Genomic DNA, 18,938 nt, shown 5'->3' with positions numbered 1-18,938 from the left:
ATGCCGTGGGTGAGGGCATTCCTCGAAGAGCGGGCCTTGCCTTCCTCTGTCCGGGGCCCAGTCGAGGACCGACCGAGGCGCCCCTTACTGCGTTCGCTGGGCATGCGACACCACCTCCGCATCCTCGACCTGCTCCCGGAGCAGACGGCTCTTCTTCAGGTGGTGGTACTCCTCGAGCAGGCGCTGCCTCCTCCTCTCAAGCCGCTCGATCGAGAGGTCGATCTCACGGAAATACGTCTGATTGGCCAGATGAACGGCAGCCAAGATGACATCCGTCGACAAGCCCATGCCATCCAGTTCAGCAATGGCCTCCTGCTCACCATTGAACCAGCCCCGTGCAAGGGACGTGGCAATCACCTCGACCCTCTTGCCCTCGAAACCACGCAAATGACGAACACGGCGCCAGACAACGTCCTGGCCGAGGGAGCGGTAGCTGGCGTCGCGCATGCTCTTCTGCCTGCAGATCTGGGCGGCAACGTCCGCAATGTCCTCTGCGTAGCTCGCCTCCAGCGACGTCGACGGTGCAAGTTCCGCCACAATCCCATCCATGATCTTCGCCCCATCCTCGGCCAGGGGGTGGCAGTCGGGGCCCGGACCATGCCGCCTGCCCGCAACCGCCATGACGGGGACGCCCTTTTCGCCCTCTGCCTGTACATCACCCGACGCCTTGAACATTGGCCCTGCTCCTAGTTTGTGTCCGCGGCCCCAAAACCGGCCTCGAAAGCGCGCAGATGGCGGCTGCTGTCCCTCGATCTTGGTGGCGCAAGAACCACGCTGACCTGAGGGATTTGAACCGACCGCTGATCGCCGTCAGGAGCAAGCATACAAGGGGGAAGAGCCACGAATTATGGTGGCGTTTCACTAAGATTTTTTCTTGGTCAGGCCGGATCCGAGGCCCCCGGTCAGCCTGTTTACGCCTGCGACGTACAGGCAGCCCGCCCAAGGTTGCGCGTCCGAGGGAAGCTCAGGACAAGATGTCGACCCAGACCATCCGCGCGATCGCCATCCATTCCTCCACGGACAGAAAGGCTTCCTCGTTGATCCAGTGGAACCGCTCCATCTCGTAGTCCGTGGCGCACACCTCCCACATCGCGATCATCAGATGGATGGCGGCCGTGCGCTCATCGACACCGCGCCGGTCGACGTAGGCAGCCTCCAGCCAGGTGAACTGCGTCTCCAACGGATCGAGATCCCGGATATAGAGGCACCAATGCCCGCGTCCGCGGTGCAGGTGATAGGCCTCGAAGCGGTTGTGGGCAGGGCTCCAGGCCCATTCCACCGACCCGAGGTATCGCAGCCGGCGAGGTCGATGCCTTGGATAGGCGGTGCCGGGAAAGGCGCCGAATGTGACCGACGGTTCGAACCCGTCAGGCCGAGGGGGCAGGTCCACAACGGTGTGGAGCCGCTGCGGGGGCAATTCAGCGGGCGACATGGCGATCCTCGGTAACTGGATCTCGATGCGCCCCTCCTTGCGGCGGGTCATGTGCTCACCGGATCCGGATGGACCGAGATCCAGTCCGACCGTTCGGCCACCTCCCGCACGAGATGGGGCAGGCAATCGGCGTGGACGAGGGTCGCGGTCGCGAAGCGCGGGGTGCAGGGGTGTTCGGCGAACGAGAGGCCGACCCGGTCCAGCCGACCACCCCACGGCGAGAGATGCACGCCGAGCAGATCGGCGAGGATGTCATGCGCCTCGCAATCGTGGTGGTAGTTGGCCTGCCACACGGCGAACTCGGAGCAGTCGGGATCCGTGGGCAGGAAGAGGTCGTCGCCTGAGAACCAGCCCTCGTCGATCATGCGCCAGTGATCGGGTTGCAGGAGACCCTGCCCTGCCCCCTTTCCGAAGGCGCGGTCGAGAGCGTCCTGCCGGATGAGGGCGCGCGGCTGGTCAGCGGCATCGCTGTAGAGCCGCAGCTGGCCGCCGACATGCGACCGGGCAAAGATGGTTCTCCTACGCGGTTCAGCCTTGAGCGGCAGCCGGGGTGTCCCGGTGACGGCCTCGGTCGGCTCGGCAAGCGACGCGGCGGCCGTCGTTACGGCCGCGGTCTTTATGAACTGTCTGCGCGAAAGCATTCTCGGTCTCCTTGGTGTGAGACCGGCGCGATGAACGCTCTTTGGATGACGCGAACCCCTTCGTTGCCGAACTGGCCACATCCCCTTTCGGGCGACCACCTTGCCGGGTCTGGCAGGTTGGCGGAGGCATGCGCCTCGCTCTTGATGCAGGGAAAAAGCTAGACCTTGGTTGCTGCCGACGCAAGATCGGTGGGGGGGATCGGATCGGTGCCGATGACCACAGGCCTCGACGGTTCAGGTGATCGGCAGCCATCGGATTGTTTCGCGCCGGCAGAGAACAGGTCGTTCTCCAGCTTCTCGAACATCGCGACATCCTCCTCGAGGTTCTCGAAGAGGTGGCCGTAGACGTCCATAGTCATGTTGATCGACGCGTGCCCGAGCAAGGTTTGGATCTTCTTCGGGTTCCACCCCTGCTCGATGAACAGCGAAGCAGCGGCATGTCGCAGGGCATGGATGCCGAACTTGGCGGCGCCTGCTTCGTCGGTGATGCCGTTCTCGATCAGCATCGGCCTGAACACACGGTTGTAGAGGTTGTTGTAGTTCTGGATCCCCCCGGCCGCATTGGGGAAGACGGGCCCATCGTCGGTGGTCAGGCCGGATTTCTTCCAGGCTGCGAGCGCGTCGAGCACGGTCGGAGCCATGGGGATGTCGCGCTCCCCTGCCCTGCTCTTCGGCGGCCCGATCTGGCCGAACTCGTCGGCCCGGCGCTTGATCTTGATGACCCTGCGGTCGAAGTCGACGGCATCCCAGAAGAGACCGCGCAATTCCGAAATCCGCATGCCCGTGAAGATGGCCACGGTGAACATCGTCCTGTGGCTCGCCGGCGCCTTCGTCATGATCGTGCGGATTTCGTCCTTCGTGGGGATCACGACGCGCTTGCGATCACGGCCATTGCCGCGTTTCAGCCGGACGTCGGAGGCGACGTTGTGATGGACCCACTCCCGCTCTACGGCCTCTGCGAGCATTGATCGCAGTGTGACCATGACCTTCCTGACCATGGTCCGGGAGACGCCATCGTCGAGCAGGCCGTCCATGAAGTCCCGGATGTCGGACCGCGTCAGATCCGACACTAAGAGACCCCCGATCCTTGGGAGGATGTGAACGTGCAGATGGCTCGCGTAGGTCTTGATCGTGGAGCGTTCGAGGCCATTGCGCTCGCAGGTCTTGAGCCAGCTTGCGGCAGTGTCCGAGACGGACCTGTTTTGTCTGGTCATGCGCGGCACCGGTGGTTTTCCTTCGAGTGCACGGCACCAATAACGAAGAACGAGGAAGTACAGGCACAAGCAGCCACGCCCCGGCCGGTCGCGTTCGACCGCGTGGGTACGTAACATGTCCTTGAACAGGTTCGGGATCTCACCGATCGCGCCGCTGGCGAAGCAGATGCGTCGAAGGTGATGTCACGGAATGAAGCCATCTCGGTCTCCTTTTCGGGGACCGGCACGGCGATCGATGAGAGGGTGAAGCAACCCCTTTCGTTGCCGAACCGGCCACATCCCCTTTCGGGCGACCACCTTGCCGGGTTTGGCAGGTTGGTAGAGGCGCGAGCCCCACTCTTGATGTGTGGAGAAGTCTAAGTTGAGGCGGCCTTTATTGCAAGGCCGTGTGCCGCACGAGGGTGGTGTCTCATGGCGCGGTTCAAGAACGCCGCCCGTCGGAAACATCCAGGCTTAGTCGGGTTGCCACGGCAGGTAACCGGACGCTGGGATCGTCCTAAGCGCGCGTGCGGGTTTCCCGCGACAAATACCGCTGCACGACCGCCTATTCGTCGGGGGTCTGGGGTTTCACCGCACCGACCAGGCAACCGGCGGCGCTGTCGTCCCAAAGTGGTGGAACGAACGCCACCGGTTCGAGAGAGTGCCCGAGCACGATGATATCGGCACGCCGCTTCACCTCGTAGTTCGCGTTTCAGTGGGTTGGAAAGGTGCATCCTCGCGGTCGTTCAATCGAACTGCGAGGATGTTGGAGCAATGCCGATCGTCACGGCGTTGGCGTGGCGCTGCCGGGGCGGGCAAGAATTGTGGTGCGGAACTTGCAGAGGGCCGGCTCGAGAGCGGACACACGAAGATGGGGGGCAGTCTGGCGCCTCGTGGATGCGAGCGCCACCACTGCAGCTGCCGATCGGCTGGAGGCTACCAGACGCCAGATCAGGTCTGCACCAGCGACGCCAAGAGACCTTTGGGGTCTTCAAAGCCGAAGGCTTTGCTCATCGATGCGTATCCCTCCCAAAGGTATAGGTGTCCATGCCTGCTCATTCCGACGCCTGACACGTTCGATCCATGTATCAGCCGCAGGAAACCCAAGCCATCATCGATGACTACGGGCGGAAGATGTTCGGACACCTTCCTGTGCGGTCCCAACTGATAGACGCTGAGAAACCTTTCTGTTCCATCAGCGTCGTCGCGATGATGGATGGCAGCAAGCCCGGCGCCCGAAAACGGCCTGGGGTCGCGCCGAAAGGCAGGTTCCACCTGCACTACGCATTCGAGGCCCGGCACGAAAGTCACGACTTCCGTTTGCATGCTCTTGTTCAGCTGGTTCCTGAGTTTCGCGATGTACTCGACGTTGAGGCCATCGTCATCGTCTATCCGAAAGGTAACGAAGCGGTCAGCGGCGGCGTCGATCCCCCTTCGCAGCGCTGCTCTGCAAGCCTGACGGAGGATTGCACTCGGCGGTGCAGAGATCACGAAAGCGCGCGTGCCGAGCGCTTCATCCAGCATGTCACTGAGCTGGTTCAACGCCCAGGAAGGCAAGTTCGTTGTTGTCAGGACCGCCAACGAAAAATCGCGATCGGTCTGCCGCTTTAGGGTGTGAAGAAGAACATTCCCGAACATCCGAAGGCGATGATCGAGGTTCGCCCGCGTGAACAGTCGCGCCTCGCGCTCGGGCCGTGGTACACCGACGAGAGTTGGAAAGCCACGCGGATTGTCCTGCACCATACAGAACCGAACTAGACCCAAAATATCGCTTCTCGGACCAGACAAATTTCTTTCCCTACATTCTCTGAACTGTTTTTCGGGATTCAGCGATACAAGGATCTTCCACAACGAAAAGGCGGCATCCTCGGATTCTGTGGTATCGCGCCTTCAACGGCTAGTGCGCATGTCATTATGCGCAAATCCTCAATCAACTGATCATTCGCCGCGAACGCCGCAACGCGGGAACCATCATTCTGTTATGACTGTCGGAACCGTTCCCTTGGCCCCTTCGGCAATTGCCTGCGCCACCTCAGCGGCCGTGCGCGGGCTGGCTCGCCGGTATCCGCCGGCCATACTTTGCCGGCATCTCACGCGAAGACCAGCGTCCCGCCAACATGATGACCGACAGGATGCAGCCCAGCCGGAAGGCGTTATGTACGCCACCGACGCGCATGCTTCGGGACGAGACGTCATCACACCCGACACTGCGCTTGAGCATCTGGCTGACCGTGCCAGGTGCGATCGTGGTTCGCTTCGAGCTCAAGCCGGACGACGATCCCAGCGGTTCAGGCCATCTGTGTTCGATCCCGCGAAGCAAGGTATGCACTTGGACGAGAGCCCTCAAGCCTCTGTGGTCCTTGTCCTCCTTGGTTCGGCGACCGGGGCGTGTCGAAAATCACACACCGAGATGGGTATGCGGACCGGTCTAGGGGTTAACCTTGCAGTTTGAAATCATTCCCACAAGCATGATGAAAAAAGCTGGGCAATTGCACGGCAACAATGAGGCAGCCTTCCCACCCTAGAAGCCACTGCAGCTTTGCCGTGTTGAACGCCCCAATTCTCCTGAGGCGGGAACATGGCAACGTACTACATTGTCAGTAAGAACCAGAAACCTCTCGGCCCAAACGAGATCCGTGCGGGCGACACGATTGAGGTCAACGAGGGCGATGTCTTCATCTTCACGTCGGCGGCAAACGCCGATACAAAGTTCGAGACACCTGACAACAGTCCGACATCTTTCGAAATAAAGATACTCGAAAGTAACGCCAATGATTTCGATATAGAAATAAAGGTGAATCTGACCGTCGACATTGCGATAGCTCATGAGGTGGCCGCAGCAAATGTCGATATCAAGGCGGACGATGCGGACAGCGTCACCCTTACGGCCGGAAACAATGTAACGCTCGGGAAGTATGAAGGTTCGAAAGACGGCTCGGACGTCCTAGCCTTCGGGAACAACTTCAAGACTGACGAGGACATCAAGACCCACGGTGGCGATGATGTCATCACCTTCGGCGACAATGCCAACGTCCAACATATCGAAACCGGAGACGGAAACGACTCTGTCCAGGCCGGTAATGGCCTAATCGCAGTCGATATCAAGACCGGCGACGGCGCCGACGCGATTGAGTTGGGCGACGATGCCTTTCTTGACGATATCGACACCGGAAAGGGCAACGACACGGTTGTTTTGGGAGATGATTTCACAGGCGATCATGTTGAGACAAAGGATGGGGATGATCTCGTCTTTATTGGCTCGGGAGCCACAATCGACGACCTAGACGGCGGCAACGGCTCTGACACACTCGTATCACAGACAGATATCGCGAACACGAGCGGGTTCGAAAACGTCATATGTTTCGTGCGCGGCACACTGATCCTGACGGAAAACGGCTACGTCCCTGTCGAAGACTTGCGCGAGGGTGATATCTTGATCACCCTCGATCATGGGCCTCAACCGATCCGTTGGATTGCTTCGTCTCAAACCATGGCGTTCGGAAGCCACGCTCCCGTTCGAATAAGACGGGGGAAGTTTGGGAACGCTCGCGACCTTTGGGTCTCACAACAGCATCGCATGTTAGTGGCGGACTGGCGCTCGGATTTTTTCTTTGGCCTGAATGAGGTGCTTTGTTCCGCAAAACATCTTGTCGATGACAAGGATGTGGAAATCGTGACGGGAGGCGTGGTCGAGTATTTCCACGTAATGCTAGACCGCCATGAAATCATTTTCGCCGAGGGCACTGCGACCGAGAGCTTCTTTCCAGGTGACGTTGGCCTGGCTGTCCTTTCTACTTCAGCCAGGCGCGATCTCTATGCCCGGTTTCCCAAACTCATCGACGGAAGCGAAGTGTATGGGGATTTGGCGCGGCCGACCGTTGCACGGTGGGAGGGGACGCTCCTGGCAGCGTAGGCTCCATACACTTTGATCGCAAGCGCCAAGGGAAGATGGTGGCGGCGAAGGCGAAGAGTAGGATTGGGGCGCACCCGTCTTGGCGTGTGGCGATTATGCAGCGAACCTTTGAACTGCCGAACGTGATCTCGATCCTGCTGCGCTGCCTCGGCCCAACTCTCCAAATTAGACTTGGGGCGAAAGCTGAATGCCGATCGGGGGGCATTCTTGCTAGACGGTTGACACCTCGATCAGCCGCTGCCTCTTCGATGGCGTCGCGTGCGCCAGCATGGCGAGGGTTTCCGCCCGCTCATCGACGCGTTTGAATTGTGCTTCCATGTCCTCTCCCTCCCTGGCGCGAGAGGTGACTGGACCACGAACCGTTAACCATTTCTTTACCGTCCCCGACCTATCTTGCGCCTGCCAGCTACGGAGGCGTCGATGGGGAAACCCGATTGCAGTGCGTATACGGAGAAGCTTGAAGACGCGTTACTCGAGTATATCGAGCTCTACGGCCTGACCGACCAGGCGCGTGAGGCCTTCAAACATGCGCCGGCAGGCTCGACCAGGCAGAGTGGATCTCAAGGCCCGACCGGACGCCAACGCCGAGCCTTGGCGGCGTTCTTCAAGAAACACGCCGGCTAGGAGCGCAGCCCTGCGTAAGGTGACTCCTGGGCGGTCGCCGGCACAGCTCCTGATCTTTGTGGCGTCGGCTGCGGTTTGGGATCGAGGTCCGGCCCTCGCCGAGCATGGCGCATGTCCGCAGCTCGCTCCTTTCGGGGCGCTCCACGAGGATCGGCTGAACCCACGACGGTGAGGATGAGGCTCGGTTAGCCGACCAGTCTCGGCGGCACGGCCTCGAGGTCAATCACGTGGCTGAACTCCAGGTGGAACGTCGTGCCGACGCCTTCCGTGCTTTCGAAGAAGACGTCGCCGTCCATCTGACGCGCGAGCTGCCGCGCGATGTGAAGGCCGAGCCCGGAGCCTTGCGACGATCCCTCCATGCCGTTCGCAAGTTGCCGGAAGCGGCCGAAGACCTGGTCCTTCTTGCTGTCCGGGATGCCGCGTCCGGTGTCCCGGATCGACAGGCGCAGCCGGCCGTCCGAGCGCCGGAGCGTGCATTCGACCAAGCCATTCTCGTGCGAGAACTTGATCGCGTTGGAGACGAGATTGTCGATGATCTGCCGCATGGCGAAGGCGTCGCCGACCACGATGGAGGGACGGTCGACGCGCGTTGTGGCGAGGCGGACGCCACGGGCCGCGGCGAAGGGCCGGTTCTCCTCGATGCTCTCTTCGAGGGCCCGAGCAAGATCGACCCGCTGGCTTTCGAGGGAAAGGGCACCGAGGTCCAACTTCTGCGCCAGGAGGATGTCATCCACGAGCCGCGACAGGCGCACCCCGCTGCGATGCGCGATCTCCAGAGACGACCGCACCTGATCGCTCAGCTCGCCCAGTCGGCCGCTGAGCGCGAGCGCGAGGCCGCCCTTGAGTGAGGTCAGTGGCGTGCGCATCTCGTGGCTGACCACGGCAATGAACTCGTCCTTTTCGCGGTTGGCGTCGTCGGCCCGCTTCAGGGCCTCCTCAAGAGCGGCGCTGGCCGCGATGCGGTCCGTGATGTCGATGAAGGTGACGCTCCAGCCGAGGACCGGACCCGCGGGATCGAGCGGGTTCTCGATCCCGGCCGACCGAGGCTCGTAAACCCGGCTCCCAATGGCGACCTGGTTGGCGCAGCCCGACTGGACTGGGAGGTTGATACTGGGGATGAGCTCGCTCAGGAGCGCTCCATTCCCGTCGACCAGCGCGCTGCGCCTCGCGGCCATGTTCATCAACACGACGCGGCGCTGTCGGTCGATCAAGATGACGGGCTCGCTCATCGTGTCGAACAGGATCGATTTGCCGACGGAGGCCATGTCGATGGTCTTGTTGGACACCAGGAGCTGGGTGAAGAAGAGAACGCCGAGCGTGAACAGGTAGGCCGTAGGATCGGCGCCGAAGACAGTCACCCCGAGGCCGATGTAAAGTGCATTCGCAACAAGCGGCGAGACCGCGACGGCGACAAGCGTCGCCAACAGCCCCCATGCCGACCGCGTGGCCTGACGGAAAGCCCCTGCGAGGCGCGAAAGCGTTGCGAGCACGAACCCGTAGAGCATGACGATGATGGCGTAGAAGACCGGGCCGTGGTCGAAGTCGACGCGGTCGCTGCCGGCGGGGATCGTCGTGGTGTCGAGATAGAGGAGGTTGTGCCACGGGTTCGCGACGGCCAAGGCCAGCACCGCCACCGGGATCGAGACGACGGCCCGGCGCGCCTTGCGCGCGTGCGGCCAAGCGCCATTGCCGAGGTAGGAGAAGACGAAGAAGCACCAGGCGATCGGCACCAGCGCGTTGCCGAGCCATGCCGTGATCGCCCAGCCGACCTGGCAGGCCTGGCCGGCCGACGCCGCCTCGAAACCCACGGACATCAGCGTCCAGATCACGCCGACGAAGGTGAGCGCGAAAAAGAACTTGCCGTGGAAGGACTGCGTCCTGACCGTCCAGACCATGACCAGCGCCGCCAGGAGGCTGACGGCCGAGGCCACGAAGAACAGGGGATCGGCGGTCAGGTCGTTGAGGCAGGTCATCGAGACGGTTTCAACATGATGTTTCCCATGCTTGCACAGTTGCCAGCCTCTGTGGTGAGATTCAGGCGCAGGAGTGGCAAGCTCGCGGACGGAGGCAGCTTCCGAACTGCCCGGTCAGTTGGCGCGGAGCATTGACTTCCAATCGGTGCGGAGACTTGACCCCCGGTCGGCATCAAAATCTGATCGCCTTTCGCGCGGGGAGCTGGCCCGAGGCGGCGCACACCTCAAGTTGTGCAGCCGTCTCGGGCTAGCCGGGATCACGCCGCTGGAATGCTTGTAGCAGTCACAGCGTGCCCGGGCCCGGAACTGATCTTCTTCTGCTCATGGACTGCCCTTGAAGGAGGCAAAGATCCAAATCTCTGAAGTCATTGAAAAAATATGTTGAACAGCAGTCGCGAGGTCGTTCGGTGGACGAATACCGGTCATGTGCTAGGGTCCGCCAGGAACCGGTTGGAGTCCTCGCATGCCGGAAATCTGGTTGCCTCTCATCGGAGGCCTCATCTTGCTGATCGCAGGTGGCGAGCTTCTGGTTCGAGGCGCAGTCCAAGTCGCCACACGCCTCGGCGTTTCGCCGCTCGTCATTGGGCTCACACTGGTCGGCTTTGGCACCTCAACACCAGAGCTTGTCACGTCCGTGCAGGCTGCTCTGTCAAATGCGCCAGGCATTGCCTACGGCAACATCGTGGGCTCCAACATCGCCAATATCCTGCTCATCGTTGGTGTTGCCGCGCTGATAACCCCGATGGTCATTGCGTCGGCAGCACTTAAGCGCGACGGAGCCGTCATGCTGATGGTCGCAGTCGTGTTCTCGGCTGTCGCGTTTGCAATGCCACTCGGCCGGAGCATCGGCGCGATATTCGTCCTCGCCCTGATCGCGTATGTATACCTCGCATTCAGACAGGAAAGGGCATCCGCGCCTGCAGGACATGGTGCAGTGTATGACAAGAGCCTAGCCCTACAGGGAGCCGATGCCGCCTTAACACCAGCAGCACAGCCGAAAACCTCCCTCCTGCTCTCCGCAATGATCGCGCTTGGCGGTTTGGTGCTCGTGGTGATCGGAGGCAGGTTTCTCGTCGAGGGAGCCGTGTCACTAGCCCGCGGCTTCGGGATCTCTGAAACAGTGATTGGTCTAACTATCGTAGCCGTTGGCACATCGATGCCGGAGTTCGTTACCTCAGTGGTCGCCGGTTTGAAAAGACAGGGTGACGTTGCCTTCGGCAACATCGTCGGCTCCAACATCTAAAATATTCTTGGGATCGGCGGGTTCACTGCGCTGATTGCTCCCGGGTCGGTGCCGATCGAGATCGTCACTTTCGACAACCTAGTGATGATCGGTGTCTCGCTGGCATTGGTGGTCTTTGCTTGGACAGGGCTGAGGATCTCGCGACGGGAAGGCGCTGTTCTCCTCGCAGGCTATGCCGTCTACGTTTATGCGATTTGGCCCTAATCATCTGCCTCCACTGTCCCTGTGCACCAAGAGCTTGTCGATCCGACGCCCATCCATATCCACGACTTCCACTCGCCAGTCACCGATCCGAACGACCTGGCCGACGCGTGGCAGTTCTTCCGACATATCCAGGAACAGACCCGCAACGGTCTCGAAGTCGCCGGCTTCTACGCCTGACACATTGATGCGGTCGACAAACTCGTCGACCGGCATCCAGCCCGCCACAAGCAGTGAGCCATCCTCCCGTTCGACGACTTTTGGCTCGTCAGTCTCGATCTCGTCGAAACCGCCCGCAATGGCACCGAGAACGTCCATCGCGGTCACGATCCCTTCGAAGTGACCATACTCATCGTAGACGAGCAGCATATGCTCGGACGATGCTCGCAACCGCTCGATGACCTCAAGTGCGGGTAGGGCATCGTGGATCACGGGGGCATTCATCATGATGCCTCGTGGGTCGAAATTGTCTGGTTCGGCAGAAAGCAGATCGCGAGCGTGCAAGATGCCGACAATGTAGTCTGGGCCCCCGTCGCGCAACGGCAAACGGGTCCTGCCAGACAAGCGGAACTGATCAAGAATTTCCGACCGGCTTTGTCGAGCGTCAGCCGTAGTAACCTCATGCCGCGGCGTCATCAGCCCCTTGGCCGTGCGATCGGCGATACGCATTACCCCTTCTATCATGGCGGTTTCGGCTTTCTCGATCACACCGGCGCTTTCGGCCTCCGCTATGATCAGTTGGATTTCTTCGTCGCTGACCTTTGCCGCCTGACGTCTGTCCTGCCCCAGCATGCGAAGGACAGCCTTACCGGATCGATCGAGCACCCAGACAAGCGGTGCCGCAACCAGTGCAAGGGTAGCCATCGCCGGAGCCACCCGCGCCGCGATGCCTTCAGGGTTGGAAAGGGCGAGCTGTTTAGGGACCAGTTCGCCAATAATGAGAGAGAAATAGGTAACGCCCACCACGACAGATCCAACACCGACAGGCTGAGCTACAGACCAGGCGAGACCTATGTCCTGCAATGCGGTCGAGACCCGAAGACCGAGGGTCGCACCGGAGAAAGCACCCGACAGTATTCCTACCAGCGTGATGCCGATCTGGACCGTCGAGAGAAACCGACCTGGGTCCTCGGCGAGCCTTAGCGCCTGCAGTGACCTACGATCGCCCCTTGCTTTCAGCCGGGCAGGACGAGACGACACGATAGCAAGCTCCGACATGGCCAGTGCGCCATTAAGAGCGATGAGGCAAACCAGAATTGCGAGCTCGAGCAGCATTTGGTGGATATTCATCGAGGAACAGGATCAGGCGCAAGTAAGTGCCTGCGCTCCGAAACGCAAAGGCGACAGGCCGAACTGCGCCACTCCTCTTCCAGCCAGGAAAGTCTAGCCGAAAACTCCAGCTTCAAGCGGTCCAGTGCTCAGGGGGGCAGATTAGGGCCCTCCGCTCCGTGTAAGGCTTGGTGTCGCACTGGGCACGTGCCCGACTCACGCGCGCAGGGCGACGCTCTGACCGATCCCCAGCCGCGCCTTCAGCGCAGGGGGCAGGAGACGGGGGGTGGAGATGCGGGGCCAGGGCGCCTCGGTGATGATCCGCTCCTCGCCGTAGAGGGCGACGTACTCTGCGTAGTTCTCGAAGGCTTGCCGCCCGACGTAGTCCACGTAGGTTTCCGCCGCCGCGCCGTTGGCGAGGATGACGTCGTGGCCCTCGGTCTCGATGTGATAATAGGTCACGCGCTCGGGCAACTCCGCCAGCGGCACCCAGTCGATGCTGCTGCCGTTCACCAGCGCCCCTGCGTTAATCGCGAGACCGTCGAGGATCAGCGCGTGATCGGCGGTGACCGTCAGGTCGCCATGCGGGAGGCCTTCACCGAGGGCCCCGGCCCGGATCCGCACCGGCATCATCCGGTCGCCGGCAAAGATCTTCTGCACGATCTGTCGGCCGATCCAGATTACCTCGACGCACCGGCCGTCCGCCGTGAGGATCCCATCTCCGATCGCCAGTGTCTCGACCGCGCGCTCGCCGTTCGGCGTGGCGATGCCGGTGCCGGCGGCAAAACAGACCGTGAAGCTGGATGTATCGGCAAGAGGCAGCGTCAGCGAAGCCGGAAAGTTCATCTCCGCAAGGGGTTTGTACGATGCGATAAGGTACACACCGCTTCCGAACCCTGTCTGGAATACCGGATATTCGATGCCGTCGATGACGACCTTTCCCTTGTATTGGACGTCGGTCTGCGGGTGGGCGAGGGCTTCGTTCAGCTCAAAGGTCGTCTCGCCCGGCTTGCCGTCGGAGAGGATGACGTCGTCGTCAAATGCACCAATCAGTGTCTGTGTGGACGAGCTGTACTGCGCAGTTGACGAAACGAAGTAGCTCGCCATGCCGTTCCCCCAAAGCATCGACATCCGCCGACCAGCCGCGCCGCGACTCAGACGCGTCGTCCGCTGTCGCACGGTCGCACGCCGGTATGCGAATTCAACGGTTTTCTTGGGGTGCCACAGCGGAACAGGCACGCCGCAGACGCAGCGACCATGACAGCCTGTCCTGCGGTCGTGCGATATCGCGCCCCTCAGGCCGCCCTTCCGATCCCCAGCCGCGCCTTCAGCGCCGAGGGCAGCAGGCGGGGGGTGGAGATGCGCGGATAAGGCGCCTCGGTGATGATCCGCTCCTCGCCGTAGAGGGCGACATACTCGGCGTAGTTGTCGAATACCTGCCGTCCAACGTAGTCGATGAAGGTCTCCGCCGGCGCGCCATTGGCGACGATCACGTCATGTTCCTGGGTCTCGAAGAAAAATAGTTACCCGGCCGGGCAGCTCTGCCAGCGGCACCCAGTCGATGGTTGACCCTTTCACCAGAGCACGCGGAATGCGTTCGCCGACCGATTGGCCACGTTTAGGACACGCGAAATGGGGTGAGGAGCCGACTTGGACCAGGCATACACCGCGTAGCGGGAGGTCAGCAGCAGCGGGATCAACGGGCCTGCGCCCGAACCGGGGCAGGATAGACGACGTCACCCGTATTGCCGGAACACCGCGGACCATAAGCCTGCGCCTCGGCGAGGGTCCACATGAAGGGAAGGCCGGTGTTGTCGACCCGTCCCTGGTTCCGCTCCACGAAGGAGATGCCGTCATTGAGGTCGCGGAAATCCTGCACATAAGGCGCCGACCGTCCCGCCTGGCGGTCCTGCGCCGAGTTCTGGATCATCTGCTCCAGCGTGGCGGCTGCATACTGGGTCAACTCGACCCGGCTACGGCCCACCATCCAGAGGCTTCCCGTCGTCCAGCAGCCGCCTTCGCGACCGAAGGCTTGCGCGACGTAGACCACCTCGTCGACCCAGTTGCCCATGCTCTGGCGGTCGCCCAGCCGCGGCACGCGCCCCCCGTAGGAGGATGCGGTGCCGATGGACACCTGGAAATAGCCGTCACCGCCGGCAGGCGCGGCCGGCCCGGGTTGTGGAGCGGGTTGCGGCTGCGGACGGGGGGCGCCTCTGGCAAGGGCCGCATCGACACGCCCCGTGAGGTCTTGCAGCCTGTCGGGCGCAAGACCAAGCTGGTCTGCCGTGCGGAGGTAGTGCCGTGCCGGGCCCGCGTCCGGGCGCACCCCGTGGCGACCCTCCGCGTAGATGAGGGCGAGCTCCGACGCCGCGAGCGCGAAGCCGGCACCTGCCGCGTTCTCGAGCCAGTGCAAGCCTTCACCGACATCGCGGTCCAGACCGAAGACACCGTCGAGGTTCGCCATCGCCCAGTTGTACATGCCCGGCGGAAAGCCGGCTTCTGCAGACAAGTACCAGTAGTCGAGGGCGGTGTCGCGGTGAACGGGGGCACCGGTGCAGTTGCTGCTGGGAAGCGCAAGCCAGGCGTAGGCGTTCATCGCAACCGGGTTGCCGAATTGCCCGGCATCGCGGCTCAACTCCTGGAGGGCGCCTGTGTTGCCTGCGCAGGCGAGGTCCGACAGGCCAATGTAGCGGCTCCGATCCGCATCCCATCGCGGATCGAGCCTGTCGGCAGAGGCCGGCGTGACGCTGCCTGCCACCGCCAGTCCAAGAGACAGGATGGCCAAGAAGACGCGGTTCATGGTGAGCCCCCTTTTTCGAGCCGGCATGTCTCCGACGTCGTTCAACCTCGTGCAAGTGTCGGCCAAATCGTCCCGGCGGGTCAACCGCTTGGAACAGACACCAAGACTGGGCATAGTGACGGCAGGAGGGGCCGCCATGCACGACCACCCGCACCACGACAACGAACTGGACGAGATGACGGCGCGGGTCCGCGCGCTCGAGACGATCCTCGTCGAGAAGGGCCTCGTCGATCCCGCCGCCGTCGATGCCATCATCGACACCTACGAAAACAAGGTCGGTCCCCGGAACGGCGCCGCCGTCGTCGCCCGGGCCTGGAGCGATCCGGACTTCGCCGCGTGGCTGGAGGAGGACGCGACCGCCGCCATCGCCTCGATGGGGTATTTCGGGCGTCAGGGCGAACACATGGTCGCCGTCTTCAACACGGCCGAACGGCACAACCTCGTCGTCTGCACGCTCTGTTCCTGCTACCCGTGGCCCGTGCTGGGGCTGCCGCCGACGTGGTACAAGGCCCCGGCCTACCGTTCCCGCGCCGTGCGCGAGCCGCGGGCGGTGCTCGCAGAGTTCGGCGTGCAGCTGCCGGAGACGACGGAGATCCGTGTCTGGGACTCGACGGCCGAGATCCGCTACCTCGTCATTCCCGAGCGGCCGCCGGGCACCGAGGGCCTGGACGCCGAGGCGCTGGCCCGGCTCGTCCGCGGGACAGCATGATCGGCTGCGGCCAGCCGCTCGCCCCGGAGGCGGCATGAACGGGCCACAGGACATCGGGGGACGCCATGGGTTCGGCGCCGTCATCCCGGAGGACGAGGGAGAGCGCTTCCACGCGGACTGGGAAAAGCGTGTGCTCGGGGTGACGTTGGCGTCTGCTGCGTTGGGGTACTGGAACATCGACGTCTCCCGCCATGCGCGCGAAAGCCTGCCGCCGGCCGTCTACTACGCGTCGAGCTACTACGAGATCTGGCTGCGGGCGTTGGAGACGCTGCTCGTGCGCGCCGGCGAGGTGACGCCCGAAGAACTGGCCGAAGGCCATGCGCTCCGGCCCGGCGTGAGGGCCGACCGGCGCCTCTCCGCCACAGCGATGCCCGAGGTGCTGGCCAAGGGCGGCCCGACGGAACGGCCGGGACCGGCGCCGATCTTCGCCGTGGGCGACCGGGTGCGCTGCCGCAACCACCAGCCTGCGGGACACACCCGCCTGCCCTCCTACGCGCGGGGGCATGTGGGCATCGTCGAGGCGCTGCACGGGTCGCATGTCTACCCGGACAGCAATGCGCATGGCCTGGGAGAGCAGCCCTGCCCTCTCTACACCGCCCGCTTCGACGCCGGCGACCTCTTCGGCGAGGACGCGGACCCGACCCTCAGAGTGAGCATCGATGCCTGGGAGCCCTACCTTGAACCTGCCTGAGGCTCCCTTCCAGGAACCCTGGCAGGCGCAGCTCTTCGCCCTGACCGTCGCCCTCAACGAGGCGGGCCAGTTCGAGTGGAGGGAGTGGGCAGCGGTGTTCGGGCCCCGCGTTCAGGATGCCGATGCCGTGACGTACTGGACGGTCTGGGCCGAGGCGCTTGTCTCGCTGCTGGAGGAGCGCGGCGTTGCGGCGGCCGAGGAAGTGCAACGGATGACAGAGCGTTGGCAAGCAGCGGCCCGGGCCACGCCGCACGGCCAGCCGATCCTGCTGTCGGCGGCGGAAGGCTAGGCAGGGCTGTTCGAGGGGAAAGAACTGCACGCCTCATCGGATGGCCAGCAATCAAGCCTAGTCAACCACGGGGTCCCGGCACCACAAGACGCCAAACTACTAACCAGGGACCAACATTTCTCGCCAAGGAAAGCAGCAGAATATGCCGTTCGATCGATGTGCAGCACTGATGGTTGAACCCCCGCGTGACCTGTGGTTTTGCATTCTTGAGCGTCCGTGGCGTCTCATGGCCGCGTCATTGAAGCGGAAGCATAGTTATGTTGATTGAAGAGACCGGTTTGCCCGGGTTGGTTGTTGTGACGCCAGCGCGGTTCGGGGATTCGCGGGGGTTTTTCTCGGAGACGTGGAGCCGGTCGAAGCTGGCGCAGCACGGCATCGATATCGAGTTCGTGCAGGACAACCACTCGCTGTCGGCGCAGGTCGGCACGGTGCGGGGGCTGCATTTCCAGAAGCCGCCGCGGGCGCAGGCCAAGCTGGTGCGCTGCGGGCGGGGGCTGTTGTTCGACGTGGCCGTGGACATCCGCAAGGGATCGCCGACCTATGGCAAGTGGTTCGGGATCGAGCTGAGCTTCGAGAACGGCCGCCAGCTGATGATCCCCGCGGGCTTCGCGCATGGCTTCGTGACGCGGGCGCCGGATACCGAGATCATCTACAAGTGTTCCGACGGCTACGCGCCCGAGACCGAGGGCGCGCTGCGCTACGACGATCCCGACCTCGGGATCGACTGGGGCTTGGGCGACACGGCCCCGATCCTGTCGGCCAAGGATGCGGCGGCGGGGGCCTTCGCCGGGTTCGACAGCCCGTTCTTGTATGAGGATTCTGCTGCATGAATCTTCTGGTGACGGGCGGGGCGGGGTTCATCGGCTCGGCCGTGGTGCGGCTGGCGGTGGCCCGCGGGCACGCGGTCGTCAACGTCGACAAGCTGACCTATGCCGCCTGCCTCGACAACGTGGCGAGCGTGGCGGACAGCCCGCTCTACGCCTTCGAGCTGGCCGACATCTGCGACCGCTCGGCGATGGACCGGATCCTCGCCGCGCACCGCCCCGACGCGATCATGCACCTTGCCGCCGAGAGCCATGTCGACCGCTCCATCGACGGGCCCGGCACCTTCATCGAGACGAACGTCACCGGGACCTACACGCTTCTGGAGGCCGCGCGGGCCTTCTGGACGGCGCAAGGCAAGCCCGAGGGCTTCCGCTTCCACCACATCTCGACCGACGAGGTCTACGGCACCCTTGGCGAGACGGGCCTCTTCACCGAGGACACGCCCTACGCGCCGAACAGCCCCTATTCCGCGTCGAAGGCCGCGTCGGACCACCTGGTGCGCGCCTGGCACGAGACCTACGGGCTGCCGGTCGTGCTGACCAACTGCTCGAACAACTACGGGCCCTACCACTTCCCCGAGAAGCTGATCCCGGTGGTGATCCTGAACGCGCTGGCGGGCAAGCCGATCCCGGTCTACGGGCAGGGCCTGAACGTGCGCGACTGGCTTTATGTAGAAGATCACGCCGAGGCGCTGCTGCTCGTGTGCGAGACCGGCGCGCTGGGGCGGAGCTACAACATCGGCGGCAACAACGAGCGGCGGAACATCGACCTGGTACGCACGATCTGCACACTGCTCGACGAACGCCGCCCCGCGGGTGCGCCGCATGACCGGCTGATCACCTACGTCACCGACCGCCCCGGCCACGACCTGCGCTACGCGATCGACGCGACGCGGATCCGGGAGGAGCTGGGCTGGTCGCCCTCGGTGACGGTGGAGGAGGGTCTGGCCCGCACGGTCGACTGGTACCTCGCCCACGAGGACTGGTGGCGCGCGCTGCAGGCCCGCGACGGCGTCGGGCAGCGGCTGGGCAAGGCGGGGTGACGGCATGACGGTCCTCGTCTTCGGCCGCACCGGCCAGGTGGCCACGGAACTGCAGGCGCTGGCCCCGGAGGTCACTGCGCTCGGCCGGGATAT

General features: G+C 63.1%; 15 protein-coding genes, 3 pseudogenes and 2 riboswitches. Of the genes and pseudogenes, 8 read left to right on the top strand and 10 right to left on the bottom strand.

What is annotated here, in order from left to right; translation table 11 throughout:
* Positions 1-84: 84 nt before the first annotated feature.
* The 5 genes from HCU73_RS05310 to HCU73_RS05290 all read right to left on the bottom strand — a co-directional run bounded on the left by HCU73_RS05310 (position 85) and on the right by HCU73_RS05290 (position 5,030).
* Positions 85-675 (bottom strand): hypothetical protein, encoded by a 591-nt coding sequence (locus tag HCU73_RS05310; protein WP_168622402.1) that lies wholly within the window; start codon positions 673-675, stop codon positions 85-87.
* Positions 676-964: 289 nt separating this feature from the next.
* Positions 965-1,483 (bottom strand): hypothetical protein, encoded by a 519-nt coding sequence (locus tag HCU73_RS05305; RefSeq protein WP_168622401.1) that lies wholly within the window; start codon positions 1,481-1,483, stop codon positions 965-967.
* Positions 1,480-2,073, bottom strand: a complete 594-nt coding sequence (locus HCU73_RS05300) for a twin-arginine translocation signal domain-containing protein (protein WP_168622400.1) — start codon at positions 2,071-2,073, stop codon at positions 1,480-1,482. Before HCU73_RS05300 ends, HCU73_RS05305 begins: the two co-directional genes overlap by 4 nt.
* A gap of 49 nt (positions 2,074-2,122) precedes the next feature.
* Positions 2,123-2,226, bottom strand: a riboswitch (SAM-I-IV-variant riboswitch).
* A 5-nt stretch (positions 2,227-2,231) separates the two neighbouring features.
* Positions 2,232-3,287 (bottom strand): tyrosine-type recombinase/integrase, encoded by a 1,056-nt coding sequence (locus HCU73_RS05295; protein ID WP_168623221.1) that lies wholly within the window; start codon positions 3,285-3,287, stop codon positions 2,232-2,234.
* Positions 3,288-3,534: 247 nt separating this feature from the next.
* Positions 3,535-3,638: riboswitch (SAM-I-IV-variant riboswitch) on the bottom strand.
* Between the two features lie 579 nt (positions 3,639-4,217).
* A complete protein-coding gene (locus tag HCU73_RS05290) occupies positions 4,218-5,030 on the bottom strand; it encodes a glycosyltransferase (protein WP_275403017.1) in 813 nt (270 codons plus the stop codon).
* A gap of 814 nt (positions 5,031-5,844) precedes the next feature.
* Between HCU73_RS05290 and HCU73_RS05285 the strand changes: the two genes are divergently transcribed.
* Positions 5,845-7,179 carry a Hint domain-containing protein gene (locus HCU73_RS05285; protein WP_168622398.1) on the top strand — a complete coding sequence of 445 codons (1,335 nt, stop codon included), beginning with the start codon at positions 5,845-5,847 and terminating at the stop codon, positions 7,177-7,179.
* Positions 7,180-7,988: 809 nt separating this feature from the next.
* On the opposite strand, the gene HCU73_RS05275 is transcribed toward HCU73_RS05285, so the two are convergent.
* A complete protein-coding gene (locus HCU73_RS05275) occupies positions 7,989-9,776 on the bottom strand; it encodes a sensor histidine kinase (RefSeq protein WP_168622396.1) in 1,788 nt (595 codons plus the stop codon).
* Between the two features lie 463 nt (positions 9,777-10,239).
* Here HCU73_RS05275 and HCU73_RS05270 point away from each other — a divergent pair.
* Positions 10,240-11,223: pseudogene (locus HCU73_RS05270) on the top strand (calcium/sodium antiporter).
* Here HCU73_RS05270 and HCU73_RS05265 read toward each other — a convergent pair.
* The 4 genes from HCU73_RS05265 to HCU73_RS05250 form a co-directional block, all read right to left on the bottom strand.
* Positions 11,224-12,495 (bottom strand): hemolysin family protein, encoded by a 1,272-nt coding sequence (locus HCU73_RS05265; RefSeq protein WP_168622395.1) that lies wholly within the window; start codon positions 12,493-12,495, stop codon positions 11,224-11,226.
* A 210-nt stretch (positions 12,496-12,705) separates the two neighbouring features.
* On the bottom strand, positions 12,706-13,596 hold the full coding sequence (locus HCU73_RS05260) for a Hint domain-containing protein (protein WP_168622394.1): 891 nt from the start codon (positions 13,594-13,596) through the stop codon (positions 12,706-12,708).
* A gap of 188 nt (positions 13,597-13,784) precedes the next feature.
* Positions 13,785-13,982 (bottom strand): hypothetical protein, encoded by a 198-nt coding sequence (locus HCU73_RS05255; RefSeq protein ID WP_168622393.1) that lies wholly within the window; start codon positions 13,980-13,982, stop codon positions 13,785-13,787.
* Positions 13,983-14,185: 203 nt separating this feature from the next.
* Positions 14,186-15,289: a sel1 repeat family protein gene (locus HCU73_RS05250; RefSeq protein ID WP_168622392.1), complete on the bottom strand. Its 1,104-nt coding sequence runs from the start codon at positions 15,287-15,289 to the stop codon at positions 14,186-14,188.
* Positions 15,290-15,425: 136 nt separating this feature from the next.
* On the opposite strand from HCU73_RS05250, the pseudogene nthA reads away from it, so the two are divergent.
* From nthA to HCU73_RS18905, 6 genes and pseudogenes are all read left to right on the top strand, one after another.
* Positions 15,426-16,036, top strand: a pseudogene (gene nthA / locus HCU73_RS05245) (nitrile hydratase subunit alpha).
* A complete protein-coding gene (gene nthB, locus HCU73_RS05240) occupies positions 16,033-16,689 on the top strand; it encodes a nitrile hydratase subunit beta (RefSeq protein WP_168622390.1) in 657 nt (218 codons plus the stop codon). Before nthA ends, nthB begins: the two are co-directional and overlap by 4 nt.
* Complete coding sequence (locus tag HCU73_RS05235) at positions 16,676-16,978, top strand: nitrile hydratase accessory protein (RefSeq protein WP_239025463.1); 303 nt, start codon at positions 16,676-16,678, stop codon at positions 16,976-16,978. The genes nthB and HCU73_RS05235 overlap by 14 nt, the downstream gene beginning before the upstream one ends.
* A 257-nt stretch (positions 16,979-17,235) precedes the next feature.
* On the top strand, positions 17,236-17,808 hold the full coding sequence (gene rfbC, locus HCU73_RS05230) for a dTDP-4-dehydrorhamnose 3,5-epimerase (protein WP_168622388.1): 573 nt from the start codon (positions 17,236-17,238) through the stop codon (positions 17,806-17,808).
* Entirely contained in the window at positions 17,805-18,845 is a 1,041-nt protein-coding gene (gene rfbB / locus HCU73_RS05225; protein ID WP_168622387.1) for a dTDP-glucose 4,6-dehydratase, read from the top strand. Before rfbC ends, rfbB begins: the two co-directional genes overlap by 4 nt.
* Positions 18,846-18,849: 4 nt before the next feature.
* Positions 18,850-18,938 (top strand): annotated as a pseudogene (locus HCU73_RS18905) (dTDP-4-dehydrorhamnose reductase); the annotation flags it as partial.

This window comes from Roseicyclus persicicus, from assembly GCF_012395815.1.
GTDB classification, from domain to species: domain Bacteria; phylum Pseudomonadota; class Alphaproteobacteria; order Rhodobacterales; family Rhodobacteraceae; genus Roseicyclus; species Roseicyclus persicicus.
Note: the sequence above shows the minus strand (reverse complement) of the source record. Positions and strands in the feature narration are given on the sequence as shown.